Source organism: Pseudomonas sp. 300 (assembly GCF_055803035.1).
Window position 1 is genome coordinate 2,979,201 of record NZ_JAVLRV010000002.1, and the last position, 24,464, is coordinate 3,003,664.

The 24,464-nt window shown below is 60.1% G+C and carries 22 protein-coding genes; 11 read left to right on the plus strand and 11 right to left on the minus strand.

Annotated elements, in window-relative coordinates:
• Nucleotides 1-85: 85 nt before the first annotated feature.
• A complete protein-coding gene (locus Q7W83_RS20090) occupies nt 86-991 on the plus strand; it encodes a DMT family transporter (protein ID WP_150630944.1) in 906 nt (301 codons plus the stop codon).
• Between the two features lie 69 nt (nt 992-1,060).
• Here Q7W83_RS20090 and Q7W83_RS20095 read toward each other — a convergent pair whose 3' ends face one another.
• The 4 genes from Q7W83_RS20095 to Q7W83_RS20110 all read right to left on the minus strand — a co-directional run bounded on the left by Q7W83_RS20095 (nt 1,061) and on the right by Q7W83_RS20110 (nt 4,527).
• Nucleotides 1,061-2,275 (minus strand): class I SAM-dependent methyltransferase, encoded by a 1,215-nt coding sequence (locus tag Q7W83_RS20095; RefSeq protein ID WP_150630945.1) that lies wholly within the window; start codon nt 2,273-2,275, stop codon nt 1,061-1,063.
• Nucleotides 2,276-2,482: 207 nt separating this feature from the next.
• Nucleotides 2,483-3,100 (minus strand): TPM domain-containing protein, encoded by a 618-nt coding sequence (locus Q7W83_RS20100; protein WP_150630946.1) that lies wholly within the window; start codon nt 3,098-3,100, stop codon nt 2,483-2,485.
• A 28-nt stretch (nt 3,101-3,128) separates the two neighbouring features.
• Nucleotides 3,129-3,884 carry a TPM domain-containing protein gene (locus tag Q7W83_RS20105; protein ID WP_150630947.1) on the minus strand — a complete coding sequence of 252 codons (756 nt, stop codon included), beginning with the start codon at nt 3,882-3,884 and terminating at the stop codon, nt 3,129-3,131.
• A gap of 34 nt (nt 3,885-3,918) precedes the next feature.
• Nucleotides 3,919-4,527: a LemA family protein gene (locus Q7W83_RS20110; protein WP_150630948.1), complete on the minus strand. Its 609-nt coding sequence runs from the start codon at nt 4,525-4,527 to the stop codon at nt 3,919-3,921.
• A 238-nt stretch (nt 4,528-4,765) separates the two neighbouring features.
• Here Q7W83_RS20110 and bglX point away from each other — a divergent pair, with 238 nt between their 5' ends.
• A complete protein-coding gene (bglX, locus tag Q7W83_RS20115; RefSeq protein ID WP_473656669.1) occupies nt 4,766-7,057 on the plus strand; it encodes a beta-glucosidase BglX in 2,292 nt (763 codons plus the stop codon).
• 142 nt (nt 7,058-7,199) lie between these two features.
• Here bglX and Q7W83_RS20120 read toward each other — a convergent pair whose 3' ends face one another.
• From Q7W83_RS20120 to Q7W83_RS20140, 5 genes are all read right to left on the minus strand, one after another.
• A complete protein-coding gene (locus Q7W83_RS20120; protein ID WP_150630950.1) occupies nt 7,200-8,357 on the minus strand; it encodes a phospholipase D-like domain-containing protein in 1,158 nt (385 codons plus the stop codon).
• A gap of 1 nt (nt 8,358) precedes the next feature.
• Entirely contained in the window at nt 8,359-8,949 is a 591-nt protein-coding gene (locus tag Q7W83_RS20125; RefSeq protein WP_150653741.1) for a YceI family protein, read from the minus strand.
• 152 nt (nt 8,950-9,101) lie between these two features.
• A complete protein-coding gene (locus tag Q7W83_RS20130) occupies nt 9,102-9,413 on the minus strand; it encodes an amidase (protein WP_150653740.1) in 312 nt (103 codons plus the stop codon).
• On the minus strand, nt 9,410-10,504 hold the full coding sequence (locus Q7W83_RS20135; RefSeq protein ID WP_150653739.1) for a serine hydrolase domain-containing protein: 1,095 nt from the start codon (nt 10,502-10,504) through the stop codon (nt 9,410-9,412). The genes Q7W83_RS20130 and Q7W83_RS20135 overlap by 4 nt, the downstream gene beginning before the upstream one ends.
• A 180-nt stretch (nt 10,505-10,684) precedes the next feature.
• Nucleotides 10,685-11,572 carry an acyl-CoA dehydrogenase family protein gene (locus tag Q7W83_RS20140; protein ID WP_150630954.1) on the minus strand — a complete coding sequence of 296 codons (888 nt, stop codon included), beginning with the start codon at nt 11,570-11,572 and terminating at the stop codon, nt 10,685-10,687.
• Between the two features lie 154 nt (nt 11,573-11,726).
• On the opposite strand from Q7W83_RS20140, the gene olsB reads away from it, so the two are divergent.
• On the plus strand, nt 11,727-12,482 hold the full coding sequence (olsB, locus tag Q7W83_RS20145) for an L-ornithine N(alpha)-acyltransferase (RefSeq protein ID WP_150630955.1): 756 nt from the start codon (nt 11,727-11,729) through the stop codon (nt 12,480-12,482).
• On the plus strand, nt 12,482-13,273 hold the full coding sequence (locus Q7W83_RS20150) for a lysophospholipid acyltransferase family protein (RefSeq protein ID WP_150653738.1): 792 nt from the start codon (nt 12,482-12,484) through the stop codon (nt 13,271-13,273). The genes olsB and Q7W83_RS20150 overlap by 1 nt, the downstream gene beginning before the upstream one ends.
• A 121-nt stretch (nt 13,274-13,394) precedes the next feature.
• Here the strand turns inward: Q7W83_RS20150 and Q7W83_RS20155 are convergent, their stop codons facing one another.
• Entirely contained in the window at nt 13,395-13,973 is a 579-nt protein-coding gene (locus Q7W83_RS20155; RefSeq protein WP_150636266.1) for an acyl carrier protein phosphodiesterase, read from the minus strand.
• 156 nt (nt 13,974-14,129) lie between these two features.
• Here Q7W83_RS20155 and Q7W83_RS20160 point away from each other — a divergent pair, with 156 nt between their 5' ends.
• The 4 genes from Q7W83_RS20160 (at nt 14,130) to Q7W83_RS20175 (ending at nt 17,586) form a co-directional block, all read left to right on the plus strand.
• The gene (locus tag Q7W83_RS20160; protein ID WP_150630958.1) at nt 14,130-14,432 is read left to right on the plus strand and encodes an ArsR/SmtB family transcription factor; all 303 of its coding nucleotides are present in this window, start codon (nt 14,130-14,132) and stop codon (nt 14,430-14,432) included.
• A gap of 34 nt (nt 14,433-14,466) precedes the next feature.
• Nucleotides 14,467-15,633 (plus strand): MFS transporter, encoded by a 1,167-nt coding sequence (locus Q7W83_RS20165; RefSeq protein ID WP_150630959.1) that lies wholly within the window; start codon nt 14,467-14,469, stop codon nt 15,631-15,633.
• 29 nt (nt 15,634-15,662) lie between these two features.
• Nucleotides 15,663-16,712, plus strand: a complete 1,050-nt coding sequence (locus Q7W83_RS20170) for an alkene reductase (RefSeq protein WP_473656672.1) — start codon at nt 15,663-15,665, stop codon at nt 16,710-16,712.
• A gap of 226 nt (nt 16,713-16,938) precedes the next feature.
• Complete coding sequence (locus Q7W83_RS20175; RefSeq protein WP_473656674.1) at nt 16,939-17,586, plus strand: hypothetical protein; 648 nt, start codon at nt 16,939-16,941, stop codon at nt 17,584-17,586.
• A gap of 191 nt (nt 17,587-17,777) precedes the next feature.
• Here Q7W83_RS20175 and emhR read toward each other — a convergent pair whose 3' ends face one another.
• The gene (gene emhR, locus Q7W83_RS20180; protein WP_150653736.1) at nt 17,778-18,410 is read right to left on the minus strand and encodes an efflux system transcriptional repressor EmhR; all 633 of its coding nucleotides are present in this window, start codon (nt 18,408-18,410) and stop codon (nt 17,778-17,780) included.
• A 265-nt stretch (nt 18,411-18,675) separates the two neighbouring features.
• Between emhR and emhA the strand changes: the two genes are divergently transcribed.
• The 3 genes from emhA to emhC are packed head-to-tail and all read left to right on the plus strand — an operon-like array spanning nt 18,676 to nt 24,458.
• Complete coding sequence (gene emhA, locus Q7W83_RS20185) at nt 18,676-19,833, plus strand: efflux RND transporter periplasmic adaptor subunit EmhA (protein ID WP_150630964.1); 1,158 nt, start codon at nt 18,676-18,678, stop codon at nt 19,831-19,833.
• A 3-nt stretch (nt 19,834-19,836) separates the two neighbouring features.
• Complete coding sequence (emhB, locus tag Q7W83_RS20190; protein ID WP_150653735.1) at nt 19,837-23,001, plus strand: efflux RND transporter permease subunit EmhB; 3,165 nt, start codon at nt 19,837-19,839, stop codon at nt 22,999-23,001.
• A complete protein-coding gene (gene emhC, locus Q7W83_RS20195) occupies nt 22,998-24,458 on the plus strand; it encodes an efflux RND transporter outer membrane subunit EmhC (protein WP_150630966.1) in 1,461 nt (486 codons plus the stop codon). Before emhB ends, emhC begins: the two co-directional genes overlap by 4 nt.
• Nucleotides 24,459-24,464 lie beyond the last annotated feature (6 nt).

A 24,464-nucleotide genomic window follows, 5' to 3' on the forward strand; every position in this document is an offset into this window, starting at 1 on the left:
CTCTGCACCTAGCTGTAACAGAGCAACGCCCGCGGTTTATGGCTAGATGAAAGTCTTCCCGCCACCCTAGATTCTGGTCCACATCATGTCCTCGCGCGAAAACACCGGCATGGCCCTCGGCCTGCTCGGCGTTGTGATTTTCAGCCTCACCCTGCCCTTCACACGGATCGTCGTGCAGGAACTCCATCCGCTGCTCAACGGCTTGGGTCGTGCGTTGTTCGCGGCAATTCCGGCCGCGATACTGTTGCTGTGGCACCGGGAAAAATGGCCGACCTGGAAACAGGTCAAAGGCCTGACGCTGGTGATCGCCGGGGTGATCCTCGGTTTCCCGGTGCTCTCGGCCTGGGCGATGCAAACCTTGCCCGCGTCCCACGGCGCATTGGTCAATGGCCTGCAACCCCTGTGCGTCGCGCTGTACGCTGCGTGGTTGTCCCACGAACGACCGTCGAAAGCCTTCTGGGCCTGCGCCGCGCTGGGCAGTGCGCTGGTGCTGGGTTACGCACTGATCAGCGGCGCCGGCAGCATTCAGGCCGGGGATTTGCTGATGCTCGGCGCGATTGCCGTGGGCGGACTGGGCTATGCCGAAGGTGGCCGTCTGGCCAGGGAGATGGGTGGCTGGCAGGTGATCTGCTGGGCACTGGTATTGTCCACGCCACTGTTGATCGGACCGGTGGTGTACCTGGCGCTGCAACACCAGGGCGAGATTTCGGCCAAGACCTGGTGGGCGTTTGGTTACGTCTCGCTGTTCTCGCAGTTCATCGGTTTCTTCGCCTGGTACGCCGGTTTGGCGATGGGCGGCATTGCCCGGGTCAGTCAGATCCAGTTGTTGCAGATCTTCTTCACCATCGCGTTTTCGGCGTTGTTCTTTGGTGAGCACGTTGAACCGATCACCTGGCTGTTTGCGGCCGGGGTGATTGTGACGGTGATGCTTGGACGCAAGACCGCCATCAAACCAAGTGTGGGAGCGAACTTGCTCGCGAAGGGGCCGTAACATTCAACATTTATGCTGAACGTAGGGCCGCCATCGCTAGCAGACTAGCTCCCACAGGATCGCAGGGGATCAGAGGTAATTGTCGGCGCGCAGCAGGGTTTCCAGGCAGTGCTCGGTGATGTGGTAGAAATCCTTCAGTTCCTGAATTTTCACCAACAACGGGGCCGGGTCCACCGGCTCGGCACGCTTGACCGCCAGGATCATCTTGTTCTTGTTGGTGTGGTCCAGTGAGATGAACTCGAAGACCTTGGTCTCGTAACCACAGGCTTCGAGGAACAATGCGCGCAAACTGTCGGTGACCATTTCCGCTTGCTGCCCCAGGTGCAAACCGTATTGCAGCATCGGTTTGAGCAGCGCCGGGCTCTGGATTTGCAGGCGGATCTGCTTGTGGCAGCACGGCGAGCACATGATGATCGAGGCGCCGGAACGAATGCCGGTGTGGATCGCATAATCAGTGGCGATGTCACAGGCGTGCAGCGCGATCATCACGTCCAGCTCGCTCGGTGCCACGCTGCGCACGTCACCGCATTTAAACACCAACCCCGGATGGTCCAGCTTCGCGGCGGCGGCGTTGCACAAGTTGACCATTTCTTCACGCAACTCGACGCCGGTCACTTCGCCTTCGGCGTTCAAGGTGTTGCGCAAATAGTCGTGGATCGCGAACGTCAGGTAGCCCTTGCCCGAGCCGAAATCGGCGACCCGCACCGGTTTGTCCAGCGCCAGCGGTGAGGTGGTCAGCGCATGGCTGAAGACTTCGATGAACTTGTTGATCTGCTTCCATTTGCGCGACATCGCCGGGATCAGCTCGTGCTTGCTGTTCGTCACACCGAGGTCGGCGAGGAACGGCCGGCTCAGGTCGAGGAAACGGTTCTTCTCACGGTTGTGCTCGGCGGATGGCACTTCGCGCAATTGCTGGGGTTTGCTCTTGAACAGCGAAGACTTGCCCTTTTTGCTGTATTCGAGCTGGGCTTCGTCAGTCAGCGACAACAAATGCGCATTTTTGAACGAGGCCGGCAACAACGCGGCGAGGGTCGCAACGCCCTCGGCCAGCGGCAGGTTCTTGGTGATGTCGCGGGTTTTGTAGCGGTAGACGAAGGACAGGCAAGGCTGATCCTTGACCGTCAGTTGTTTGATGATCAGCCGTTGCAAATCCACTTCGGTGCCGACGTACTTTGCCAGCACCAGTTTGATGAAGGCATTGGCGTCGAGGCTGGTTTGCAGCAGGTCGATGAACTGGGCGTGGTGATCCGGCGCGAGGCTGGCGGGAGTGGCGGTGACGGACATGGAAAAAACGGCCTCGGGCGGAGCGAATCGGAAGTGGCGGGTATTTTAGGGGGGATGGGGATTGAGGGCACGGGTAATTTCCCGAACGGTGCGACCTGTGGGAGCGAGCCTGCTCGCGATGGGCTCAAAAACACCGCGATTATCCTGCAATCCCGCGTCATCGTTGACGACCATCGCGAGCAGGCTCGCTCCCACAAGGAATGAGGTTCAGCCTAGAACCACCAACCGGTTCGGCAACTCATTCCTCACATGCGTCACCGGCACATGCACCTTGAGCAGTTCGCCACACGCTTCCACGCACGTCACAAAGCCCTGCAACGTCTGCCCTTGTTTCACCTGCTGGGTGAACACCGCCACAATGGCGTCCCAGTTTTTGTTATCCAGCCGTTTGGAAATCCCTTCATCCACCAGAATTTCCACGTAACGCTCGGCCTCGCAGACGAAAATCAGCATGCCGGTGCTGCCAACGGTGTGGTGCAGGTTCTGCTCGAGGAACTGCCGGCGCGCCAGGTTCGAGGCGCGCCAGTGCCGCACCGAGCGCGGGATCAGGTGCGTGGTGATTTTCGGAATACGGAACACCAGGCACAACACGATGAAGGTGATCCATTGCACCAGCAGCAGGCTGTGCATGGTCAGCCAGCCGGTCAGATAATGCACGACTCCCGGCACCACCAGCGCCAGCAGGCTGGCCCATAGCAGCGGGATGTACGCATAGTCGTCGGCGCGGGCCGCGAGCACGGTCACCAGTTCGGCGTCGGTGTCGCGCTCGACCCGGGCAATCGCCTCGGCGACTTTGCGTTGTTCGTGTTCAGTCAGTAGTGCCATGTTTACGAATGCCCGTTCATTGTTGTCATCACCAGCCGCCCGACGAACCGCCGCCCCCGAAACTGCCCCCGCCGCCGCTGAAGCCCCCGCCTCCACCGCCGCCTCCAAAACCTCCACCGCCAAAACCACCACTCGAACCGCCCGAGCCACCTCGGCCCGCCGGCAGAATCCCGAACATCTGCAAGACAAATATCGTCAGGATGAACAGCAACACCAGGAACACAAACACCCCGGGATGCCGCGAAACGAAGTCACTCTCCTGATTGCCGCCGGAGTCGTACACCGTCGAAGGTTCATCCAGCGGACTGCCGCCCAACACCACCAGCATCGCCGCGACCCCGTCGCTGATGCCCTTGCTGAAGTTGCCGGCCTTGAACGCCGGGGTGATCACCTGATTGATGATCACCGAACTCTGCGCATCGGTCAGCCGATCTTCCAGACCATAACCGACTTCAATCCGCAACTTGCGCTCATCGCGGGCGACGATCAGCAAGGCGCCGTTGTTCTTGTCCTTCTGACCGATGCCCCAGTAACGCCCGAGCTGATAACCGAAGTCGGCAATCTCGGCGCCCTGCAAGTCCGGTAACGTCACCACCACCAACTGCTCACCGGTGGCCTTTTCATGAGCATTGAGCTGTTGCGTCAACTGCTCGCGCACTGACGGCTCGATCAATTGGGCGTTGTCCACCACCCGCCCGGTCAGCTGCGGAAACTTCAGCTCCGCTTGCGCCGTGGCGACAAACACCCAAAGCAACAGCGCCAGGCCCACTTTCAACACACGCATTGGCAACCTCATCCGTGGTAATGCTTCAGGCCGGTCAGAACTTCACTTCAGGTGCTTTTTCGGCACTGGGGCTGGTGGCTTCGAAGGTTTCGCGGATCGGCAGATCGCTGTACATCACGGTGTGCCACAGGCGCCCCGGGAAGGTACGGATTTCGGTGTTGTATTTCTGCACCGCAAGAATGAAGTCGCGACGCGCCACGGCGATGCGATTCTCGGTGCCTTCCAGTTGCGATTGCAACGCGAGGAAGTTCTGGTTGGCCTTGAGGTCCGGGTATCGCTCGGACACCACCATCAAACGGCTCAAGGCACCGGTCAGCTGATCCTGGGCTTGCTGGAACTGTTTGAGTTTTTCCGGGTTGTCGAGGGTGCTGGCATCCACCTGGATCGAAGTGGCCTTGGCCCGGGCTTCGATCACCGCGGTCAGGGTTTCCTCTTCGTGTTTGGCATAGCCCTTGACCGTTTCCACGAGGTTGGGGATCAGGTCTGCGCGACGCTGATACTGGTTCTGCACCTGGCCCCAGGCGGCCTTGGCCTGTTCGTCGAGGGTCGGAATGTTGTTGATGCCGCAACCGGCCAGCAACGTGGTCAGCAACATCAAGGCTGCGATCTGCAGGCTTGACCGAGTGTGGTGTCGTACATTCATCTGGTTGACGCTCCCGTGCACATTCCGTTGAAAAAACATCCAGCAACCTCCTGACCGGACTCTTGGGGCATAATCTGCCGCCGCCACTGGATTGCATCGAGCCAATGGGCTAAAAGATGCCCCAGCGCAAAAAACACGCAGAAGTGTGCTGCATTTACCTGAACAACAATAGTCGCTCCCTAAATTTTGGCTGACCGGCGCGTATTCACTGCCGTTTAGGCTTTAGAGAAAACCATTCATGAAGAAGCTGTGTTTGCTGGGCCTGTTCGTCAGCCTGGCCAGTCATACCGTATTGGCCGCCACGACACCCGCACCTCTGGAGAACAAGGACGCTTTCATCAGCAACCTGATGAAGCAGATGACCCTCGATGAAAAAATCGGCCAGTTGCGTCTGATCAGCATCGGCCCGGAAATGCCTCGAGAGATGATCCGCAAGGAAATCGCCGCCGGCAACATCGGCGGTACGTTCAACTCGATCACCCGCCCGGAAAACCGTCCGATGCAGGACGCGGCCATGCGCAGCCGGTTGAAGATCCCGATGTTCTTCGCCTATGACGTGATCCACGGCCATCGCACGATTTTCCCGATCCCGATCGCCCTGGCGTCGAGCTGGGACATGAACGCCATCGGCCTGTCCGGGCGCATTGCCGCCAAGGAAGCTGCGGCAGACAGCCTCGACATCACCTTCGCGCCGATGGTCGACATCTCCCGCGACCCGCGTTGGGGCCGGACCTCCGAAGGCTTCGGCGAAGACACCTATCTGGTGTCGCGCATCGCCGGCGTGATGGTCAAGGCTTTCCAGGGCACCGGTGCGAACGCGGCGGACAGCATCATGGCCAGCGTCAAGCACTTTGCCTTGTACGGCGCGGTCGAGGGCGGTCGCGACTACAACGTTGTCGACATGAGCCCGGTCAAGATGTACCAGGACTACCTGCCACCGTACCGCGCGGCGATTGACGCCGGTGCCGGCGGCGTGATGGTCGCGTTGAACTCGATCAACGGCGTACCCGCCACGGCCGACACCTGGCTGATGAACGACCTGCTGCGCAAGGAATGGGGCTTCAAGGGCCTGGCCGTCAGCGACCACGGGGCGATTTTCGAGCTGATCAAGCACGGCGTCGCTCGTGATGGTCGCGAAGCCGCGAAGCTGGCGATCAAGGCCGGCATCCATATGAGCATGAACGACACCCTGTACGGCAAGGAACTGCCAGGGCTGTTGAAGGCCGGCGAGATCGAGCAAAGCGATATCGACAACGCCGTGCGTGCGGTGCTGGACGCGAAGTACGACATGGGCCTGTTCAAGGACCCGTACCTGCGCATCGGCAAGGCTGAGGATGATCCGGCCGACACTTACGCCGACAGCCGCCTGCACCGTGCCGAGGCCCGCGATGTTGCGCGTCGCAGCATGGTGTTGCTGAAGAACCAGGGCGAAACCCTGCCGTTGAAGAAAACCGCGAAAATCATGCTGGTCGGTCCACTGGCCAAGGCACCGATCGACATGATGGGCAGTTGGGCTGCCGCTGGCCGTCCGGCTCAATCGGTCACGCTGTTCGACGGCATGACCCACGCTCTGGGCGATAAATCGACGCTGATCTACGCCCGAGGCGCCAACATCACCAGCGACAAGAAGGTCCTGGATTACCTGAACTTCCTCAACTTCGACGCCCCGGAAGTGGTGGACGATCCGCGTTCGGCGCAAGTGCTGATCGACGAAGCGGTGAAAGCCGCCAAGGATGCCGATGTGGTGGTGGCAGCGGTGGGCGAGTCCCGTGGCATGTCCCACGAATCGTCGAGCCGCACCGACCTGAACATCCCGGAAAACCAGCGTGAGCTGATCCGTGCCTTGAAAGCCACCGGCAAACCGCTGGTGCTGGTGTTGATGAACGGCCGTCCGCTGTCGATTCTCGAAGAGAAGGATCAGGCTGACGCGATTCTGGAAACCTGGTTCAGCGGCACCGAAGGCGGCAACGCCATCGCCGACGTGCTGTTCGGCGACTACAACCCGTCGGGCAAACTGCCGATCACCTTCCCGCGTTCGGTGGGCCAGATTCCGACCTACTACAACCACCTGAGCATTGGCCGGCCGTTCACGCCGGGCAAACCGGGCAACTACACCTCGCAGTATTTCGATGACACCACCGGCCCCCTGTTCCCGTTCGGCTTCGGCCTGAGCTACACCGATTTCAGCCTGACCGACATGGCCCTGTCATCGACCACGCTGAACAAGACCGGCAAGCTCGACGCCAGCGTCATGGTGAAAAACACCGGCAAGCGTGACGGCGAAACCGTGGTGCAGTTGTACATCCAGGACGTGACCGGTTCGATGATCCGGCCGATCAAGGAGCTGAAGAACTTCCAGAAAATCGCGCTCAAGGCCGGCGAACAGAAAGTCGTGCACTTCACCATCACCGAGGATGATCTGAAGTTCTTCAACGCCCAGTTGAAGTACGCGGCGGAGCCAGGCAAGTTCAACGTGCAGATCGGCCTGGATTCCCAGGACGTGACGCAGCAGAGTTTCGAGCTGCTGTAACGCCTGACACACCGCAATAACCCTGTGGGAGCGAGCCTGCTCGCGATGGCGACCTGACAGTCAACAATGATGTTGAATGTTATGGCCTCATCGCGAGCAGGCTCGCTCCCACAGTGGTTTTAGGGTGTTGAGGAGACTGGGTTCAGCCCCGTCGATCCAGCAGATTCACCACCAGCCGATCCACCCATCCCCAAACCCTCTGCTTCACCCGCCGCCACAGCGGGCGGCGTCGCCATGCCTCCAGGCTGACCTCCTGGCTCAACGCAAAGTCCCGCTCGAAACTCGCCACCACTGCCCGCGTCAGCCCTGGGTCCAGTGCTTCAAGGTTGGCCTCCAGATTGAAGCGCAAATTCCAGTGATCGAAATTGCACGAGCCAATACTCACCCAATCATCGACCAGCACCATTTTCAGGTGCAGGAAACATGGCTGGTATTCGAAGATCTTCACTCCGGCCTTGAGCAGTCGCGGGTAGTAGCGATGCCCGGCGTAACGCACCGACGGGTGATCGGTGCGCGGCCCGGTCAACAGCAGCCGCACATCGACGCCTCGGCCCGCCGCACGACGCAACGAGCGGCGGACTTTCCAGGTCGGCAGAAAATATGGTGTGGCCAGCCAGATTCGCTTTTGGCCGCTGTTCAACGCGCGAACCAGTGATTGCAGAATGTCGCGGTGCTGGCGGGCGTCGGCATACGCCACCCGGCCCATGCCCTCGCCTGTGGACGGCACGCGCGGCAATCGTGGCAGGCCGAAATGCGCAGCAGGTTTCCAGGCGCGGCGGTGGCGGTTGGCGATCCATTGGCGGTCGAACAGCAACTGCCAGTCGATGACCAGCGGACCGGTGATTTCCACCATCACTTCGTGCCATTCGCTGGTGTCTTCACCCGGCGTCCAGAACTCATCGGTGACACCGGTGCCGCCGACCACGGCCATGCTCTGATCGACCAGCAGCAGCTTGCGATGATCGCGGTAGAAATTGCCGACCCAGCGCCGCCAGCTCAGGCGATTGTAGAACCGCAGTTCCACGCCGGCCGCCATCAGCCGCTGGCGCAAGGTCAGGGTGAACGCGAGGCTGCCGTAATCATCGAACAGGCAGCGCACCCGCACGCCGCGCTCGGCGGCCTGGACCAATGCCTGAACCATGGCCTCGGCACAGGCGCCCGCCTCCACCAGGTAAAGCTCCAGTTCGACTTGTTCCTCGGCGCGCGCAATCGCGACCAGCATCCGTGGAAAGAACTGCGGACCGTCGATCAGCAGTTCGAAACTGTTGCCTTCACGCCAGGGAAAAATCGCGCCGGCCATGTCAGCGTGCCGTGAAAATCAGTACCGCACCCACCGGCACCGACAAACTGATCGCCGACAACCCGGCGACTTTGCGCAAACTGTCCAGCCCCGGCGCCAGATCGAAATCCGAGGCGTTGATCACCAGCGGTTCGAGCGTCACCACCTGAAAGCGCCGATCATCGAGACGAGTCGCCAGCAGTTCGGCATTGTATTCACGGGTTTTGCCGTGGAGGTTGACGGTCACCGGCAAACGCAATTCCAGTTGCGCGCCGGGGGCAAGGTCGTTGATCGGGCGCAAATCAATCTGCGCGGTGATCAAGGCTTCGGGGTAGGTCTGGATCTCGAACAGCTCCTTGCGCATGCGTTCGTCGCGCAGGGGGATGCCGCTGTTCACCGAATCCAGTTCGACTTCCACCTCGGCCAGGCCTTTGGGACTGACCTTGCCGTGCAGCACCAGAAAGCGTTGCACTTCGGAAACATGGGCGTTTTTGGTGCTAACGAACGACAGCCGCGAGGATTCGCCGTCCAGGTACCAATTGGCCTGGGCCGATAAAGTGGCGCCGGCCAGCAGCACAAAGGCGAAGGTTTTGGTGAGAGACCGCTTGAACATAAAGACTCGTGGGGCAGATAAACCTGAGCGAACCTTAACCGTCCGTGAGCGCATTGCAAACCGCGATGACTAAACACCGTGTCTGTCGGAGCCCGGCTTGCCGGCGATGGCGTCCCGGAGATCGCCATCGTCGGCAAGCAAGCAGCAATCTGTCAGGGTTGCAGGCGGCAGCCTTGGTGTTCGCCGATCCATTGCGCGCTGTTGCTGCGGCCCATGCCGCTGACCGTCACGCGTTTGCCGGCGGCGTCATCGGAAAATCCACTGAAGGGCAGCCACTGCTTCACATAGCCACGGCAATACTCAACCGGGTGATTCATCACGTACCGACACGAACAATATTCCTTGGCGGTGTAGGCGCTGATGATGTCCGGGAACGCCCACAACGCCACCCGCTCGTGCCAGGCCCAGCCGAGCAAGGCGATCAACAGGATCAACAACAGTGAACTGACCGGGCGGAGGCTCATGGCTGCACCTTCCCGGCGAATGCCATGCGCACGAGTCTGAGCATTTCGTTGTGTCGATAGCTGCCGTCGCGGTCATCGCCGTAGCGCACGATCACCAGGTTTTCACTGGGGATCACGTACATCGCCTGGCCCCAATGGCCAAGCGCGGCGAAGGTGTCGGGGGGCGCATCGGGCCAGGGTTGTGCGGCACCCTCCACGGCACGATTGAGCCACCACTGGCCGCCCGGCACCGCGTCGTCCTGATTCGCTTGAAAGTGGGCAAAGGCTTCGCGGTTGAAGGTGACCCAGTCTTTGGGCAGCAATTGCCGGTCGCCCCAACGGCCGTCGCGCGCCATCAACAGACCGACTCGCGCCAGGTCGCGGGCGGTGAGGTAGGCATAGGACGAGGCGACGAAAGTGCCCGTGCCGTCGGTTTCCCACACCGCGTGACGAATCCCCAGCGGCGCGAACAGCGCGGTCCAAGGATAGTCGGGATAACGCGCCGGGCCGACGATGTTTTTCAGCGCTGCAGACAGCAGATTGCTGTCGCCGCTGGAATAGCGAAAGGCCTGACCGGGCTTGGCGTACTCAGCGTGATCGGTGGTGAAGGCGGCCATGTCGTGATGGCCGCGGGTGTACAGCATCGCCACGACGGAGGACTTCAACGGGGCGTATTCGTAATCCTCCTGCCAGTCCAGGCCCGAGGCCCAGTGCAGCAGATCGGCCATGGTGATCGCCGGGTGTTTTTCCAGCGGCGGATAGAACTTCAGCGCCGGGTCCTGCAGTTTGAACAGGCCTTCGCCATAGGCGACGCCGAGCACGGTGGCCATGAGACTTTTGCTGATCGACCAGGTCAGGTGCGGCGTGTCGGCAGTGGTCGGGCCGGCGTAGCGCTCGTAGACCAACTGACCGTCGCGGATCACCAGCAAGGCGTCCGTGCGTATGCCTTTTCGGGCGCTCTCGTCGCGGGGTGGGAAGGCGTAGGTTTCCAGGGCTTGCAACGCCGGGCCGCTGACGGCCGGGCCGGTTGACCATTGCTCGGCGGGCCAGGTTTCGGCTTGGGCCGTGAGGCTGAGCAGCAGCATGAAAAACAGGGACAAGCCTTTGAACATGGTGGGGGCTCGGCGGGATTGGCTCGCTGAGGTTAGTTGAGGTTGATGACAATTTCGGAGTTTCTGTCGTCAAGGAGGCCGCCATCGCTGGCAAGCCAGCTCCCACAGGGATCTCTGGCGTGCGCAAATTTGTGTACGACGCAGATCATGTGGGAGCTGGCTTGCCAGCGATGGGGCCAGTCAATTCACTGAAGATCCAGCCAATGCCTTGACCAATCGCTTGCCCCGCGCGCCCGCCGCCAAATCCATCACCGCCTGATCCCGCTGCCACATCGCCGCCCACTGCGGTGGACCATCGGCCAATGCCTGATTCACCTCAACCTTCAACCCGTCAAACTGCGCAAACAAACCGCCCAGCAACACATGCCCCGCCGAATTGTTCGGCGCCTGCCGGCTGGCTTCCGCACACCCGGCCAACAGCGCCAGCAAACGCAACTGCAAGACCTGCGGCCAGTCACTCTCCTGGCCGACGCCATACAACCACGCCGTCATCGCGCTCAAAACATAGACGTCCTCCAGCGTTCTGAACGGTTTGACGTACGCATCCCAACCATCCCCTGCCAGCAATTCACACAAGGCATTGTCGAGAAACAGCTGGCCATGACTGATGTCCGGCATCAGCGGCATCGCCGGCAGTTTTTCCAGGCGCACGCCCGGCTCACCGGGATAAACCACCGCCAGGCTCAGGCGCGGCGACTCGCCGGGCGCTTCACTGCGAGCGGCGATCAGCAGCCAGTCGGCCGCATCGCCGGCGGTGACGAAATCCTTGCGCCCGCTCAGGCGCAGATCGGTCAGGCGCGTCTGCATGTCTGCCACTCGCAGGCTGCGCAGTTCGGTCGCGCACAACGCGCCGAGACTCGGCGGCGCGCTCGGCCAGAGCATGCGCAACGCCGCCTGATAACCCACCAGAAACGCCAGCCCCGGTGTCGTCATCAGGCGTCCACCGAGCACCGCCAACTCGAACGGCGTGACCGCGCCCAACTGCTGCAGCAAGGTCGCGAAACCTTCACCGAGGTCCGGATTGGCGGGCAAGCGATCGCGGCGTTTCAACAGGGTTTGCCAGGGCATAAGAGGCTCCTTGTGGGCTGTCATATAAGCATCACCAAAGCTTCATGGCGATGACACCGGGGCTACATAGCCTGACTTTGCACAACACGGCCGCATAAAGAAAGTCGATCGGCTCTAACCCAAGACGGGTGACCAGCCCGCACGGAGATTCGCAATGACTCAGATCGCCCGCATCAGCGACACCGGCAATGAACGCCGCCTGCAAGCCGAACGCCTGGTGGGCGCCGAGGCCTTGCAGGAAGCCCAGGCTTTGCGCTTCAACGTGTTCAGCGGCGAGTTCAACGCCAAGCTGAAAGGCGCGGAACGGGGTCTGGACATGGATGACTATGATGTTCACTGCGCCCATATCGGCGTGCGTGACCTGAACACCGGACGCCTGGTGGCAACCACCCGTCTGCTCGACCACACCGCCGCCAGCAGCCTGGGCAGGTTTTACAGCGAAGAAGAATTCAGCCTGCACGGCCTGATTCACCTCAAAGGCCCGATCCTCGAAATCGGCCGCACCTGCGTCGACCCGGCCTACCGCAACGGCGGCACCATCGCCGTACTCTGGGGTGAACTGGCCGAAGTGTTGAACCAGGGCGGTTACAGCTATCTGATGGGTTGCGCGAGCATCCCGATGCAGGACGGCGGCATTCAGGCTCACGCGATCATGCAGCGTCTGCGCGAACGTTACCTGTGCACCGAACACCTGCGCGCCGAGCCGAAAAAACCGTTGCCGGTGCTGGACCTCCCCTCCAACGTCATCGCCGAAATGCCACCGCTGCTCAAGGCATACATGCGTCTGGGGGCGAAGATCTGCGGCGAGCCGTGCTGGGACGAAGACTTCCAGGTCGCCGACGTGTTCATCCTGCTCAAGCGCGACGAACTCTGCCCGCGCTACGCCAAACACTTCAAGGCGGCCGTGTAATGAGCCGCCTGCGGGTGTACGCGCGAATTGCGCGAGTGCTGGTGGTGGTGGCATTGGGGCTGAGCATGGCCAGTGTTTTCGGCGTGTTCGAGCGCCTGGGTATCGCCCATTCGATGGTCCGCCGTCAGCGCTGGTCGCGATTTTTCATGGCACGCCTGGCGAATGCCCTGCCCTTTCGCGTGACGGTTCACGGTGAATTGCCGAAAGAGCCGATGCTCTGGGTCAGCAATCACGTGTCGTGGACGGATATTCCGCTGCTGGGCATGCTCACGCCGATGTCGTTCCTGTCCAAGGCCGAAGTGCGTACCTGGCCGGTGGCGGGCTGGTTGGCGGCCAAGGCCGGCAGCCTGTTTATCCGCCGTGGCTCGGGCGACAGTCAGTTGATCCGCAAACAGATGACACGCCACCTGGAGCAAGCGCATCCGCTGCTGATGTTCCCGGAAGGCACCACCACCGATGGCCGTTCGTTGCGCACCTTTCATGGTCGCTTGCTGTCGGCGGCGATTGATTCGCAAGCGAAGCTGCAACCGTTGGCGATTCGTTATCTGCGCGACGGTGAAGTCGATTCGCTGGCGCCGTTCATTGGCGACGATGATTTGCTCTCGCACCTGATGCGCTTGTTTGCCAATGACCGGGGCGATGTGGAGATTCATCTGCTCAAGCCGATTGCCTGTGAAGGTCGCGAGCGTGCGGCGCTGGCGTTTGAGGCACAGCAGGCGGTGCAGAAGGCGTTGTTTGGGACGATTCCGGAGAAACAGCAGGTTCCGATGCGGCCCGCCATCGCGGCCTGACGCACTCTTTGATTCACAGAGAACCCTGTGGGAGCGGGCTTGCCCGCGATGGCGGTGGGTCAGTCAACATGGATGTTGGGTGATCCGGCCTCATCGCGGGCAAGCCCGCTCCCACAGGAATTTACGCCGTTTGATGGTTCTGCGAAAAATTCTGCAAAAGTGGATAGAACAATCTGAAATCCTCGCTCAACGGCTCATACAACACCCGCAACTCCTGCATCGCCGCCGCCAATTCCTCAGGCTTGCTCAGCCGCCGCGAAATCCCCCGCAGCACCTGCTCCAGCACGTCGAACTCCTGGTAAGAACCCAACCAGTCATTCGCCATCATGTGCGGCGCAATCCTCGCCAGGCGTTCCGGCAGTTGCGGTTCATTGGACAGCACCCGATACACATCCGAGGTGAACAGCTCCAGCGACCGGTCGGCATACAGCGTCCAGTCCCGCGCCAGACAATGGTCAAAAAACACGTCGAGCACGATCCCCGCGTAACGCCGTCGGGTCAGGGAAAACCGCGACAACGCCACGTCCACCAACGGATGGCGGTCGGTAAAGACATCGATGCTGCGATGCAACTGGATAGCCGCCTCGATCTCCGGGTCGAACTGCCCTTGCAGCCGTCCTTTGACGAAATCGCCATACAGACTGCCGAGCAATTGACCGGGACGCTGGCCACCGAGATGAAGATGCGCGAGATAGTTCATGCCTCGCAGCTTAACACTGCAGCCTAAATATCGTTATAACCCGATATACCGATTTATACGGCCGTAAGACCAAAATCATATTGGTATATCGCGAACTACCGATTTAAAGTTCGCCCCATCGCGATATAGCGTTTTACTCATCACGAGCCCCAAGCCATGAACCTCGACCTCGACGAAATAATAAAAGCCCTGGCACACCCGGTACGCCGAGAAATCCTGCACTGGCTCAAAAACCCGGACGTCGAATTTCCCGACCAGACCCACAGCAACGAGCACGGTGTCTGCGCCGGTCAGATTGATCAACGCTGCGGCCTGTCGCAGTCCACGGTGTCCGCTCACCTGGCGACCCTGCAACGCGCCGGCCTGATCAGCAGCCGCAAAGTCGGCCAGTGGCATTTTTTCAAACGCAACGAGGAAACCATCCAGGCCTTCCTCAGCACCTTCAGCAAAGAGCTCTGACCCTTTACGTCAGTACGCCGATAAGGAATCACCCATGCCCCTCTCGCTCCTCATTCTGGCCTTGAGCGCTTTCGCTATCGGCACCACCGAGTTCGTCATCATGGGCCTGCTGCCCGATGTGGCGGCCGACCTCGGTGTGTCGATCCCCGGCGCCGGCTGGCTGGTGACCGGTTACGCCCTCGGCGTGGCCATCGGCGCGCCGTTCATGGCACTGGCCACCGCAAAACTGCCGCGCAAGGCTGCACTGGTGGCGTTGATGGGCATCTTCATCATCGGCAATCTGCTGTGTGCAGTGGCCAGCGATTACAACGTGCTGATGTTTGCCCGGGTGGTGACTGCCCTGTGCCACGGTGCATTCTTCGGTATCGGTTCGGTGGTCGCGGCAGGCCTGGTCCCGGCCAACAAGCGCGCTTCGGCCGTGGCCCTGATGTTCACCGGCCTGACCCTGGCCAACGTGCTCGGCGTGCCGCTGGGCACCGCGCTCGGTCAACAAGCCGGCTGGCGCTCGACCTTCTGGGCGGTGACCGTGATCGGCGTGATTGCCCTGATCGGCCTGATTCGCTTCCTGCCAGCCAAGCGCGATGAAGAAAAACTCGACATGCGCGCCGAACTGCGTGCCCTCAAAGGCGCCGGCATCTGGCTGTCGTTGAGCATGACCGCACTGTTCGCCGCCTCGGTGTTCACCCTGTTCACCTACGTCGCCCCGCTGCTGGGCGAGGTGACCGGCGTCTCGCCACGCGGCGTGACCTGGACGCTGATGCTCATTGGCCTGGGCCTGACCGTCGGCAACATCATCGGCGGCAAGCTGGCGGACAAAGGCCTGGCAGCGACGCTGATCGGCGTGTTCATCAGCATGGCCGTGGTGTCCACCGTGCTGACCTGGACCAGCGTTGCGCTGATCCCGACCGAAATCACCCTGTTCCTCTGGGCTACCGCGTGCTTTGCCGCCGTCCCTGCCCTGCAAGTGAACGTGGTGACCTACGGCAAGGCTGCACCGAACCTGGTCTCGACCCTGAACATCGGCGCGTTCAACGTCGGCAACGCACTGGGTGCCTGGGTCGGCGGCAGCGTCATCGCCCACGGCTTCGGCCTGACCAGCGTGCCACTCGCGGCCGCCGCACTGGCGGTACTCGCCCTGCTGGTGACCCTGATTACTTTCCGTCAGAGCGGTAATTCCGAACTGGCCCCTGCTACCAACTGACTCACTGATACCTCACGAGGGTGCATTTCATGACGACTATTTTCGATCCGATCAAACTGGGCGACCTCGAGTTGGCCAACCGCATCATCATGGCACCGCTGACCCGTTGCCGCGCCGACGAAGGCCGTGTGCCGAACGCGCTGATGGCCGAGTACTACGTTCAACGCGCCTCGGCCGGCCTGATCCTCAGCGAAGCCACCTCGGTCACGCCGATGGGCGTCGGCTACCCGGACACCCCGGGCATCTGGTCCAACGACCAAGTGCGAGGCTGGACCAACGTGACCAAAGCGGTCCACGGCGCTGGCGGCAAGATCGTCCTGCAACTGTGGCACGTCGGCCGGGTTTCCCACCCGTCTTACCTGAACGGCGAAGCACCGGTTGCACCGAGCGCTATCCAGCCCAAAGGTCATGTCAGCCTGGTTCGCCCACTGGCCGATTACCCAATGCCGCGTGCACTGGAAACCGCTGAAATCGCCGACATCGTCGACGCTTACCGCGTAGGTGCCGAAAACGCCAAGGCCGCCGGTTTCGACGGCGTGGAAATCCACGGTGCCAACGGTTACCTGCTCGACCAGTTCCTGCAAAGCAGCACCAACCAGCGCACCGATAACTACGGTGGCTCCCTGGAAAACCGTGCACGCCTGTTGCTGGAAGTGACCGACGCGGCGATCGAAGTCTGGGGCGCCGGCCGCGTCGGTGTGCATTTGGCACCGCGCGCCGACTCCCATGACATGGGCGACGACAACTTGTCCGAGACCTTCACCTACGTCGCTCGCGAACTGGGCAAACGAGGCATCGCGTTCATTTGCTCGCGCGAGAAAGAAGCCGGCGACAGCCTTGGCCCACAACTCAAAGAAGCCTTCGGCGGCCCGTACATCGCCAACGAACGCTTCACCAAGGACAGCGCCAACGCCTGGCTGGCCAGCGGCAAGGCTGACGCGGTCGCCTTCGGCGTGCCGTTCATTGCCAACCCGGACCTGCCGGCACGTTTGAAAGCCGATGCGCCGCTGAACGAAGCACGTCCGGAATTGTTTTATGCCAAAGGTCCGGTGGGTTATATCGACTATCCAATGATGTAAGTCCTGCCTGTATAAAAAAGCCCCAGGTAGAAATACCTGGGGCTTTTTTATATTGAATAACGCTCAACTCATGAAACAACATCTTCATTGCAGCAGAACTTAGAACAAGGTTAGTTTCAGCACCCCACACAACTTACAAACGACCCAACATGCAAACACAGCCGTCATCATGGATCGTTTAGATGCAATCCACCGCAAACCACTTACTTAATCGAAAGGAATCGATATGAACGACATTAAAGAAACCAGCAACCAGTACGAAGACCTACTATCGTTTTTCAATCACACACCCATTGGACTACTGTACAACCTGACGCCGCTGTTTTTCAGCGAGGAAAATCAGCAAGCACTGGACAAGTTGATCGGAACAGCCAAGGTAGAATTAATAAACTTTCTTGAAGGGATTGAGTCAGAACGCCTTCTGAACGAGAGAATTGAGCTGTGGCGAAATGAAGATAAAAGCACGAAAAACACTCGCGTGATCGTCAAACTAATCAATAACACGCCGCACACTTTTAAAATCGCACAAACCACTCTGCCTTTGCAAAAATCAGAGCGCCAGTCATTCCAGCTTTCCCCTCATACAAAAACAGCATTCAAATCCGATTTCGCTTATACATACGGTTACCCTTGGCCCAAAAACAAAATCATGTTCAATCAGTTTGTTGATTTCATCGATCAGAACGTCGGGGTCCGTTTTGACCTCGGCATGATCATGAACAAATCCTTCGGCGTGATTTCGCCAAGACACAGGGCAACGGTAAAAAATACCGTCACCTCCATTGGCTCATCCAGGGTCAATTGCTCAACCAAAATCACTCGCATGGCAGCGGATGAACCTTTCAACTTCGAGGTGGAAATCACGTTCGGCTGAAGCAGCGAACTTGCGGGATGGCGCGAACCTTTTCACATCGGCGACACAAATTTCCTACAAAATACGTAGCTCGCTACCTGTCATCCCAAAGCGCGTCCGTATATAAAAGCACCCCATTACACCAACGCGGGCGAAGCGTTTATCTTCGCCCGCGTCTATTGACAGAAACGGATCCAATTACGCATTTTGTTTCATTTGCGCAGACTGGGGCTCAGGCGCAGCATGTCCAACGCTGCATCGACCCAACGCTCGGCTTCGGTATGCAGTTGAAAACTGTCGGGCGCCAATAGCCACTGATACAAAATGCCATCGATGTAGGCATGCAGGCTGATAGCTGCGCGCGCAGTGTCGAGGTTTTCCGGCAACTGCCCCCGATTCACTGCATTGGTAAGGGCCAGGCCGATACGCACATTGCAATCGAGGCTGACCTCCCGACGCTGCTGGCGCAAGTCACACATTTCATCGGTGAATTCGCACTTATGAAACAAAATCTCATTGATGCGTCGGGTTTTCGGGTCCAGGGCAACTTGATGAAACAAATGAATCAGCAGCTTGCGCATGCAACCCAGCGGATCGAGTTCATCTTCGCTTTCACTGGCCTTGGCCATTTCATCCAGCGGCTCATGCAAAGTATCGAGCATGGCCTGCACCAGATCCGCCTTGTTACTGAAATGCCAATAGATGGCCCCGCGAGTCACGCCGGCCAGGGTAGCGATGTCCGCCAGCGTCGTGCGCGCCACGCCCCTTTCATAAAAGGCTTTCTCTGCCGCTTCGAGTATCTGGCTGCGGGTTTCTTGAGCTTCCTCTTTGGTACGACGGACCATGGCAGTACAACCTCAATCAGGATGCTTCAGCGATGCCTGAACAGCCGCTGAATAAAAGTGGGGCGAACGCTCTTGGGTGTCGTCCCCGGCCTACAATTCGAACCTTTGAACGGCTTTTGTAACGGTGTGGGTACGCAGCCAAGGTATTTACAAACAACCATGAACGTAAGTATATTCCTTAGCAAGCTACTTATCCACTCAGCGCACATTTTTTACCCTTTCACATTTCTTGTGCGCAATTTGCGCGCCTGACCCGAGGATTTTCATGCAATTCAAGCCAGCTGTTACCGCTCTGGTCACTGCCGTCGCCTTGGCATCGCTGCTCAGCGGATGCAAAAAGGAAGAAGCGGCACCGGCCGCGCCACCCCCTCAGGTCGGCGTTGTAACCCTGCAACCTCAAGCCTTTACCCTGACGTCCGAGCTGCCGGGCCGCACCAGCGCCTACCGCATCGCCGAAGTTCGCCCGCAGGTCAACGGCATCATTCTCAAGCGTCTGTTCAAGGAAGGCGGCGACGTCAAGGCCGGTCAGCAGCTGTATCAGATCGACCCGGCGGTTTATGAAGCCACGCTGAAAAGCGCTGAAGCCAACCTGCAACAGACCAAATCGATCTCCGATCGCTACAAGCAACTGGTCAATGAACAGGCCGTGAGCCGTCAGGAATACGACACGGCCCTGGCCAACCGCTTGCAATCGGAAGCCGCGCTGCAAAGCGCCCAGATCAATGTGCGCTACACCAAAGTGTACGCGCCACTGTCCGGTCGCATCGGTCGCTCCAACGTGACCGAAGGCGCTCTGGTCACCAGCGGACAAGCGGACGCCATGGCGGTGATCCAGCAACTCGATCCGATCTACGTCGATGTCACCCAGTCCTCGGTTGAGCTGCTTGAACTGCGTCGCGAACTGGAAAGCGGTCGTCTGCAAAAGGCCGGCGACAACTCGGCCACTGTCAAGCTGACCCTCGAAGACGGCAGCCAGTACAAACTCGACGGCAAGCTCGAATTCTCCGAAGTCTCGGTTGACCAGACCACCGGTTCCGTGACCTTGCGTGCGGTGTTCCCGAACCCTGATCACACCCTGTTGCCAGGCATGTTCGTGCACGCCCAGCTGCAGGCTGGCGTCAACGCCGCTGCAATCCTGGCGCCGCAACAAGGCGTGACCCGCGACCTCAAAGGCACCCCGACCGCGCTGGTCGTCGGTGCGGACAACAAGGTCGAACTGCGTCAGCTCAAGGCCAGCCGCACAGTCGGCAGCCAATGGCTGATCGAGGACGGCCTGAAAGCCGGCGATCGTCTGATCACCGAAGGCCTGCAATTCGTCAAACCTGGCATTGAAGTCAAGGCCACTGAGGCGACTAACGTTGGCGCAAAGAACCCGGCCCCCGCACAGGCAGCTAGCAAGGCTTCCAGCGGCAAAGGGGAGTAAACCATGTCGAAATTTTTTATCGACCGTCCGATTTTCGCTTGGGTAATTGCCCTGGTGATCATGCTGGTCGGGGCACTCTCGATTCTCAAACTGCCGATCAACCAATACCCGAGCATTGCGCCTCCGGCCATTGCGATTCAGGTGACTTACCCAGGCGCGTCTGCACAAACCGTGCAGGACACCGTGGTGCAAGTGATCGAGCAACAGCTCAACGGTATCGATAACCTGCGTTATGTCTCCTCGGAAAGTAACTCCGACGGCAGCATGACCATTACGGCGACCTTCGAGCAAGGCACCAACTCCGATACCGCGCAGGTTCAGGTCCAGAACAAGCTGAACCTGGCCACCCCGCTGCTGCCGCAAGAAGTGCAGCAACAGGGTATTCGCGTGACCAAGGCAGTGAAGAACTTCCTGCTGGTGATCGGCGTGGTCTCGCGCGACGGCAGCATGACCAAGGACGACCTGTCCAACTACATCGTGTCGAACATGCAGGACCCGATCTCGCGAACCGCCGGTGTCGGTGACTTCCAGGTCTTCGGTTCCCAGTACGCGATGCGTGTCTGGCTCGACCCGGCCAAGCTGAACAACTTCAACCTGACGCCAGTGGACGTGAAAGCGGCCATCGCAGCGCAGAACATCCAGGTGTCCTCCGGTCAACTGGGCGGCCTGCCTGCCGCGCCCGGCCAGCAGTTGAACGCCACGATCATCGGCAAGACCCGTCTGCAAACAGCCGATCAGTTCAACAAGATCCTGCTCAAGGTCAACAAGGACGGCTCGCAAGTGCGCCTGTCCGATGTCGCCGATGTGGGTCTGGGCGGTGAAAACTACAGCATCAACGCTCAGTTCAACGGCGCACCGGCTTCCGGTCTGGCGGTGAAACTGGCCAACGGAGCCAACGCCCTCGACACCGCGAAAGCGTTGCGCAACACCATCAACACGCTCAAGCCGTTCTTCCCGCAAGGCATGGAAGTGGTGTTCCCGTACGACACCACTCCGGTGGTGACCGAGTCGATCAAGGGTGTGCTTGAAACCCTGGTCGAAGCGATCGTGCTGGTGTTCCTGGTGATGTTCCTGTTCCTGCAAAACTTCCGCGCCACCGTCATCACCACGATGACTGTGCCGGTGGTATTGCTGGGTACCTTCGGGATCCTCGCGGCGTTCGGTTTCAGCATCAACACCCTGACCATGTTCGGTATGGTGCTGGCCATCGGATTGCTGGTGGACGATGCCATCGTCGTGGTGGAAAACGTCGAACGGGTCATGAGCGAAGAAGGCCTGTCACCCAAGGAGGCCACCAAGAAATCCATGGGGCAGATCCAGGGTGCACTGGTCGGTATCGCCCTGGTGTTGTCGGCGGTACTGCTGCCGATGGCATTCTTCAGCGGCTCCACGGGCGTGATCTACAAGCAGTTCTCGATCACCATCGTTTCGGCCATGGCCCTGTCGGTACTGGTCGCACTGATCTTCACCCCGGCACTCTGCGCCACCATGCTCAAGGCGATTCCGAAAGGCGAGCACGGCACACCGAAACGCGGCTTCTTCGGCTGGTTCAACCGCAGCTTCGACCGTGGCGTCAAAAGCTACGAGCGTGGCGTGGGCAACATGCTGACGCACAAGGCGCCGTACCTGCTGGCGTACGTGATCATTGTTGTCGGCATGATCTGGCTGTTCACCCGTATTCCAACGGCGTTCCTGCCGGAAGAAGACCAGGGCGTACTGTTTGCCCAGGTACAGACCCCGGCCGGCTCCAGCGCCGAGCGCACGCAGGTAGTGATCGATGAAATGCGCGAATTCCTGCTGCGTCCGACCAAGGACGGCGGTGAAGGCGATGCGGTGGCCTCGGTGTTTACCGTGAACGGCTTCAACTTCGCCGGACGCGGCCAGAGTTCGGGCATGGCCTTTATCATGCTTAAACCCTGGGACCAGCGTAACGCCGATAACAGCGTATTCAACCTGGCCGCTCGGGCCCAAAAGCACTTCTTCTCGTTCCGTGATGCCATGGTGTTCGCCTTCGCGCCACCTGCGGTACTGGAGCTGGGCAACGCCACGGGCTTCGACGTATTCCTCCAGGACCGTGCCGGTATCGGTCACGAAAAACTGATGGCAGCGCGCAACCAGTTCCTCGGCATGGCAGCGCAGAGCAAAGTGCTGTCGCAGGTACGTCCGAACGGCCTGAACGACGAACCGCAATATCAGCTCGAAATCGACGACGAGAAGGCCAGCGCGCTGGGCATTACCCTCTCCGACATCAACAGCACCCTGTCGATTGCCTTGGGCAGTAGCTACGTCAACGACTTCATCGACCGTGGTCGGGTGAAGAAAGTCTACGTGCAAGGTCAACCCGGGGCGCGGATGAGCCCGGAAGACATCAAGAAATGGTATGTGCGTAACAGCGCAGGCACCATGGTTCCCTTCTCCGCCTTCGCCAAGGGTGAGTGGATCTACGGTGCGCCGAAGCTTTCGCGTTACAACGGCGTAGAAGCGATGGAAATCCTCGGCGCCCCGGCTCCGGGCTACTCCACCGGTGAAGCCATGGCGGAAGTCGAAGCCCTGGCCAAGAAACTGCCGGCCGGTGTCGGTATTTCCTGGACCGGTTTGTCGTACGAGGAACGGCTGTCCGGCTCGCAAGCGCCAGCGCTTTACGCCTTGTCGTTGCTGATGGTGTTCCTGTGTCTGGCAGCGCTGTACGAAAGCTGGTCGATCCCGATCGCGGTGATGTTGGTGGTGCCGTTGGGGATCATCGGTGCGCTCCTGGCCACCAGTCTGCGCGGCCTGTCGAACGACGTTTACTTCCAGGTGGGCCTGTTGACGACCATCGGTCTGGCGGCGAAAAACGCCATCCTGATCGTCGAATTCGCCAAGGAACTGCATGAGCAAGGGCGCAGCCTGCGCGACGCGGCGATTGAAGCCTGCCGCATGCGTTTGCGACCGATCATCATGACCTCCCTCGCCTTCGTCCTCGGCGTAGTACCGCTGGCGATTTCCACGGGCGCCGGTTCAGGCAGCCAACACGCGATCGGTACCGGCGTTATTGGCGGTATGATCACAGCCACGATCCTGGCGATCTTCTGGGTCCCACTGTTCTTTGTCACCGTGTCGTCGATTGGTCAGCGTAAAAACGCCGGTCAGGACGACGCTATTGAACCTTCTAAAGAGGCTGGCCAATGAGCAAGTCGCTACTCTCCATCGCAGTCGCCGCGTTCGTACTGAGCGGTTGCTCGCTGATACCCGACTATCAGCAGCCTGAGGCACCGGTGGCAGCCCAGTACCCGCAAGGTCCGGCGTATTCGCCGGCCCAGGCGCCGAACCAGGCCGCCGCCGAACAGGGCTGGAAGCAGTTTTTCCATGACCCGGCGTTGCAACAGCTGATCCAGGTGTCCCTGGAAAACAACCGCGACCTGCGTGTCGCGGCGCTGAACATCGACGCGTTCGCGGCGCAGTACCGCATCCAGCGTGCGGATCTGTTCCCGGCCGTGTCAGCCAATGGCACCGGCAGCCGTCAGCGCGTTCCGGCAGATGCATCGCAGACCGGTCAAGCGGGGATCACCAGCTCCTACTCCGCCACCGTCGGCATCAGTGCTTATGAACTCGACCTGTTCGGTCGGGTTCGCAGCCTGAGTGAAGAAGCGCTGCAAAAATACTTCGCCACCGAAGAAGGCCGTCGCAGCACGCAAATCAGCCTGGTGGCCAGCGTGGCGAATGCCTACCTGACCTGGCAGGCTGACAAAGAGCTGCGCAAGCTGACTCAAGACACGCTTGGCGCGTTCGAGGAGAGCTACAAGCTCACCGCACGCAGCAACGAAGTCGGCGTCGCTTCGGCGCTGGATCTGGCGCAGTCGCGGACCTCGGTGGAAAACGCCCGTGCGCAACTGGCCCGTTACACCCGCCAGGTCGCCCAGGATGAAAACAGCCTGGTGCTGCTGCTTGGCACGGGCATCCCGGCCAATCTGCGAGAAGCCAAGCCGCTGGCTGACGACCTGCTGAGCGACGTACCGCCGGGCTTGCCGTCGGACTTGCTGCAACGTCGTCCAGACATCCTTCAAGCCGAATACAACCTGAAGGCTGCCAACGCCAACATCGGCGCGGCACGGGCGGCGTTCTTCCCGAGCATCAGCCTCACCGCCAATGCCGGTACCCTGAGCCCGGACCTGTCAGGTCTGTTCAAGGGTGGTTCGGGCACCTGGTTGTTCCAGCCGCAAATCAACCTGCCGATCTTCAACGCCGGCAGCCTGCGCGCCAGCCTGGATTACTCGAAAATCCAGAAAGACATCGGCGTGGCGAACTACGAGAAGTCCATTCAAACGGCCTTCCAGGAAGTCGCCGATGGCCTGGCCGCCCGCCAGACCTACACCGAGCAGTTGCAGGCCCAGCGTGATTTCGTCACCGCCAACCAGGACTACTACCGTCTGGCCGAGCGTCGTTATCGCATTGGCGTCGACAGCAACCTGACCTTCCTCGATGCCCAGCGTCAGCTGTTCAGTGCCCAACAGGCGCTGATCACCGATCGCCTGGCGCAACTGACCAGTGCCGTGAATCTCTACAAGGCACTGGGCGGTGGCTGGAATGAGCAGACCGCGAAAGTCGAGCCGCTGAAAGAAGAAGCGCCGAAGCTGAAGTTGTTCTGATCGAAC

Coding starts and splice junctions, on each gene's coding strand:
- Q7W83_RS20090 (WP_150630944.1), top strand. CDS start 86: ATGTCCTCGCGCGAAAACACCGGCATGGCCCTCGGCCTGCTCGGCGTT.
- Q7W83_RS20095 (WP_150630945.1), bottom strand. CDS start 2,275: ATGTCCGTCACCGCCACTCCCGCCAGCCTCGCGCCGGATCACCACGCC.
- Q7W83_RS20100 (WP_150630946.1), bottom strand. CDS start 3,100: ATGGCACTACTGACTGAACACGAACAACGCAAAGTCGCCGAGGCGATT.
- Q7W83_RS20105 (WP_150630947.1), bottom strand. CDS start 3,884: ATGCGTGTGTTGAAAGTGGGCCTGGCGCTGTTGCTTTGGGTGTTTGTC.
- Q7W83_RS20110 (WP_150630948.1), bottom strand. CDS start 4,527: ATGAATGTACGACACCACACTCGGTCAAGCCTGCAGATCGCAGCCTTG.
- bglX (WP_473656669.1), top strand. CDS start 4,766: ATGAAGAAGCTGTGTTTGCTGGGCCTGTTCGTCAGCCTGGCCAGTCAT.
- Q7W83_RS20120 (WP_150630950.1), bottom strand. CDS start 8,357: ATGGCCGGCGCGATTTTTCCCTGGCGTGAAGGCAACAGTTTCGAACTG.
- Q7W83_RS20125 (WP_150653741.1), bottom strand. CDS start 8,949: ATGTTCAAGCGGTCTCTCACCAAAACCTTCGCCTTTGTGCTGCTGGCC.
- Q7W83_RS20130 (WP_150653740.1), bottom strand. CDS start 9,413: ATGAGCCTCCGCCCGGTCAGTTCACTGTTGTTGATCCTGTTGATCGCC.
- Q7W83_RS20135 (WP_150653739.1), bottom strand. CDS start 10,504: ATGTTCAAAGGCTTGTCCCTGTTTTTCATGCTGCTGCTCAGCCTCACG.
- Q7W83_RS20140 (WP_150630954.1), bottom strand. CDS start 11,572: ATGCCCTGGCAAACCCTGTTGAAACGCCGCGATCGCTTGCCCGCCAAT.
- olsB (WP_150630955.1), top strand. CDS start 11,727: ATGACTCAGATCGCCCGCATCAGCGACACCGGCAATGAACGCCGCCTG.
- Q7W83_RS20150 (WP_150653738.1), top strand. CDS start 12,482: ATGAGCCGCCTGCGGGTGTACGCGCGAATTGCGCGAGTGCTGGTGGTG.
- Q7W83_RS20155 (WP_150636266.1), bottom strand. CDS start 13,973: ATGAACTATCTCGCGCATCTTCATCTCGGTGGCCAGCGTCCCGGTCAA.
- Q7W83_RS20160 (WP_150630958.1), top strand. CDS start 14,130: ATGAACCTCGACCTCGACGAAATAATAAAAGCCCTGGCACACCCGGTA.
- Q7W83_RS20165 (WP_150630959.1), top strand. CDS start 14,467: ATGCCCCTCTCGCTCCTCATTCTGGCCTTGAGCGCTTTCGCTATCGGC.
- Q7W83_RS20170 (WP_473656672.1), top strand. CDS start 15,663: ATGACGACTATTTTCGATCCGATCAAACTGGGCGACCTCGAGTTGGCC.
- Q7W83_RS20175 (WP_473656674.1), top strand. CDS start 16,939: ATGAACGACATTAAAGAAACCAGCAACCAGTACGAAGACCTACTATCG.
- emhR (WP_150653736.1), bottom strand. CDS start 18,410: ATGGTCCGTCGTACCAAAGAGGAAGCTCAAGAAACCCGCAGCCAGATA.
- emhA (WP_150630964.1), top strand. CDS start 18,676: ATGCAATTCAAGCCAGCTGTTACCGCTCTGGTCACTGCCGTCGCCTTG.
- emhB (WP_150653735.1), top strand. CDS start 19,837: ATGTCGAAATTTTTTATCGACCGTCCGATTTTCGCTTGGGTAATTGCC.
- emhC (WP_150630966.1), top strand. CDS start 22,998: ATGAGCAAGTCGCTACTCTCCATCGCAGTCGCCGCGTTCGTACTGAGC.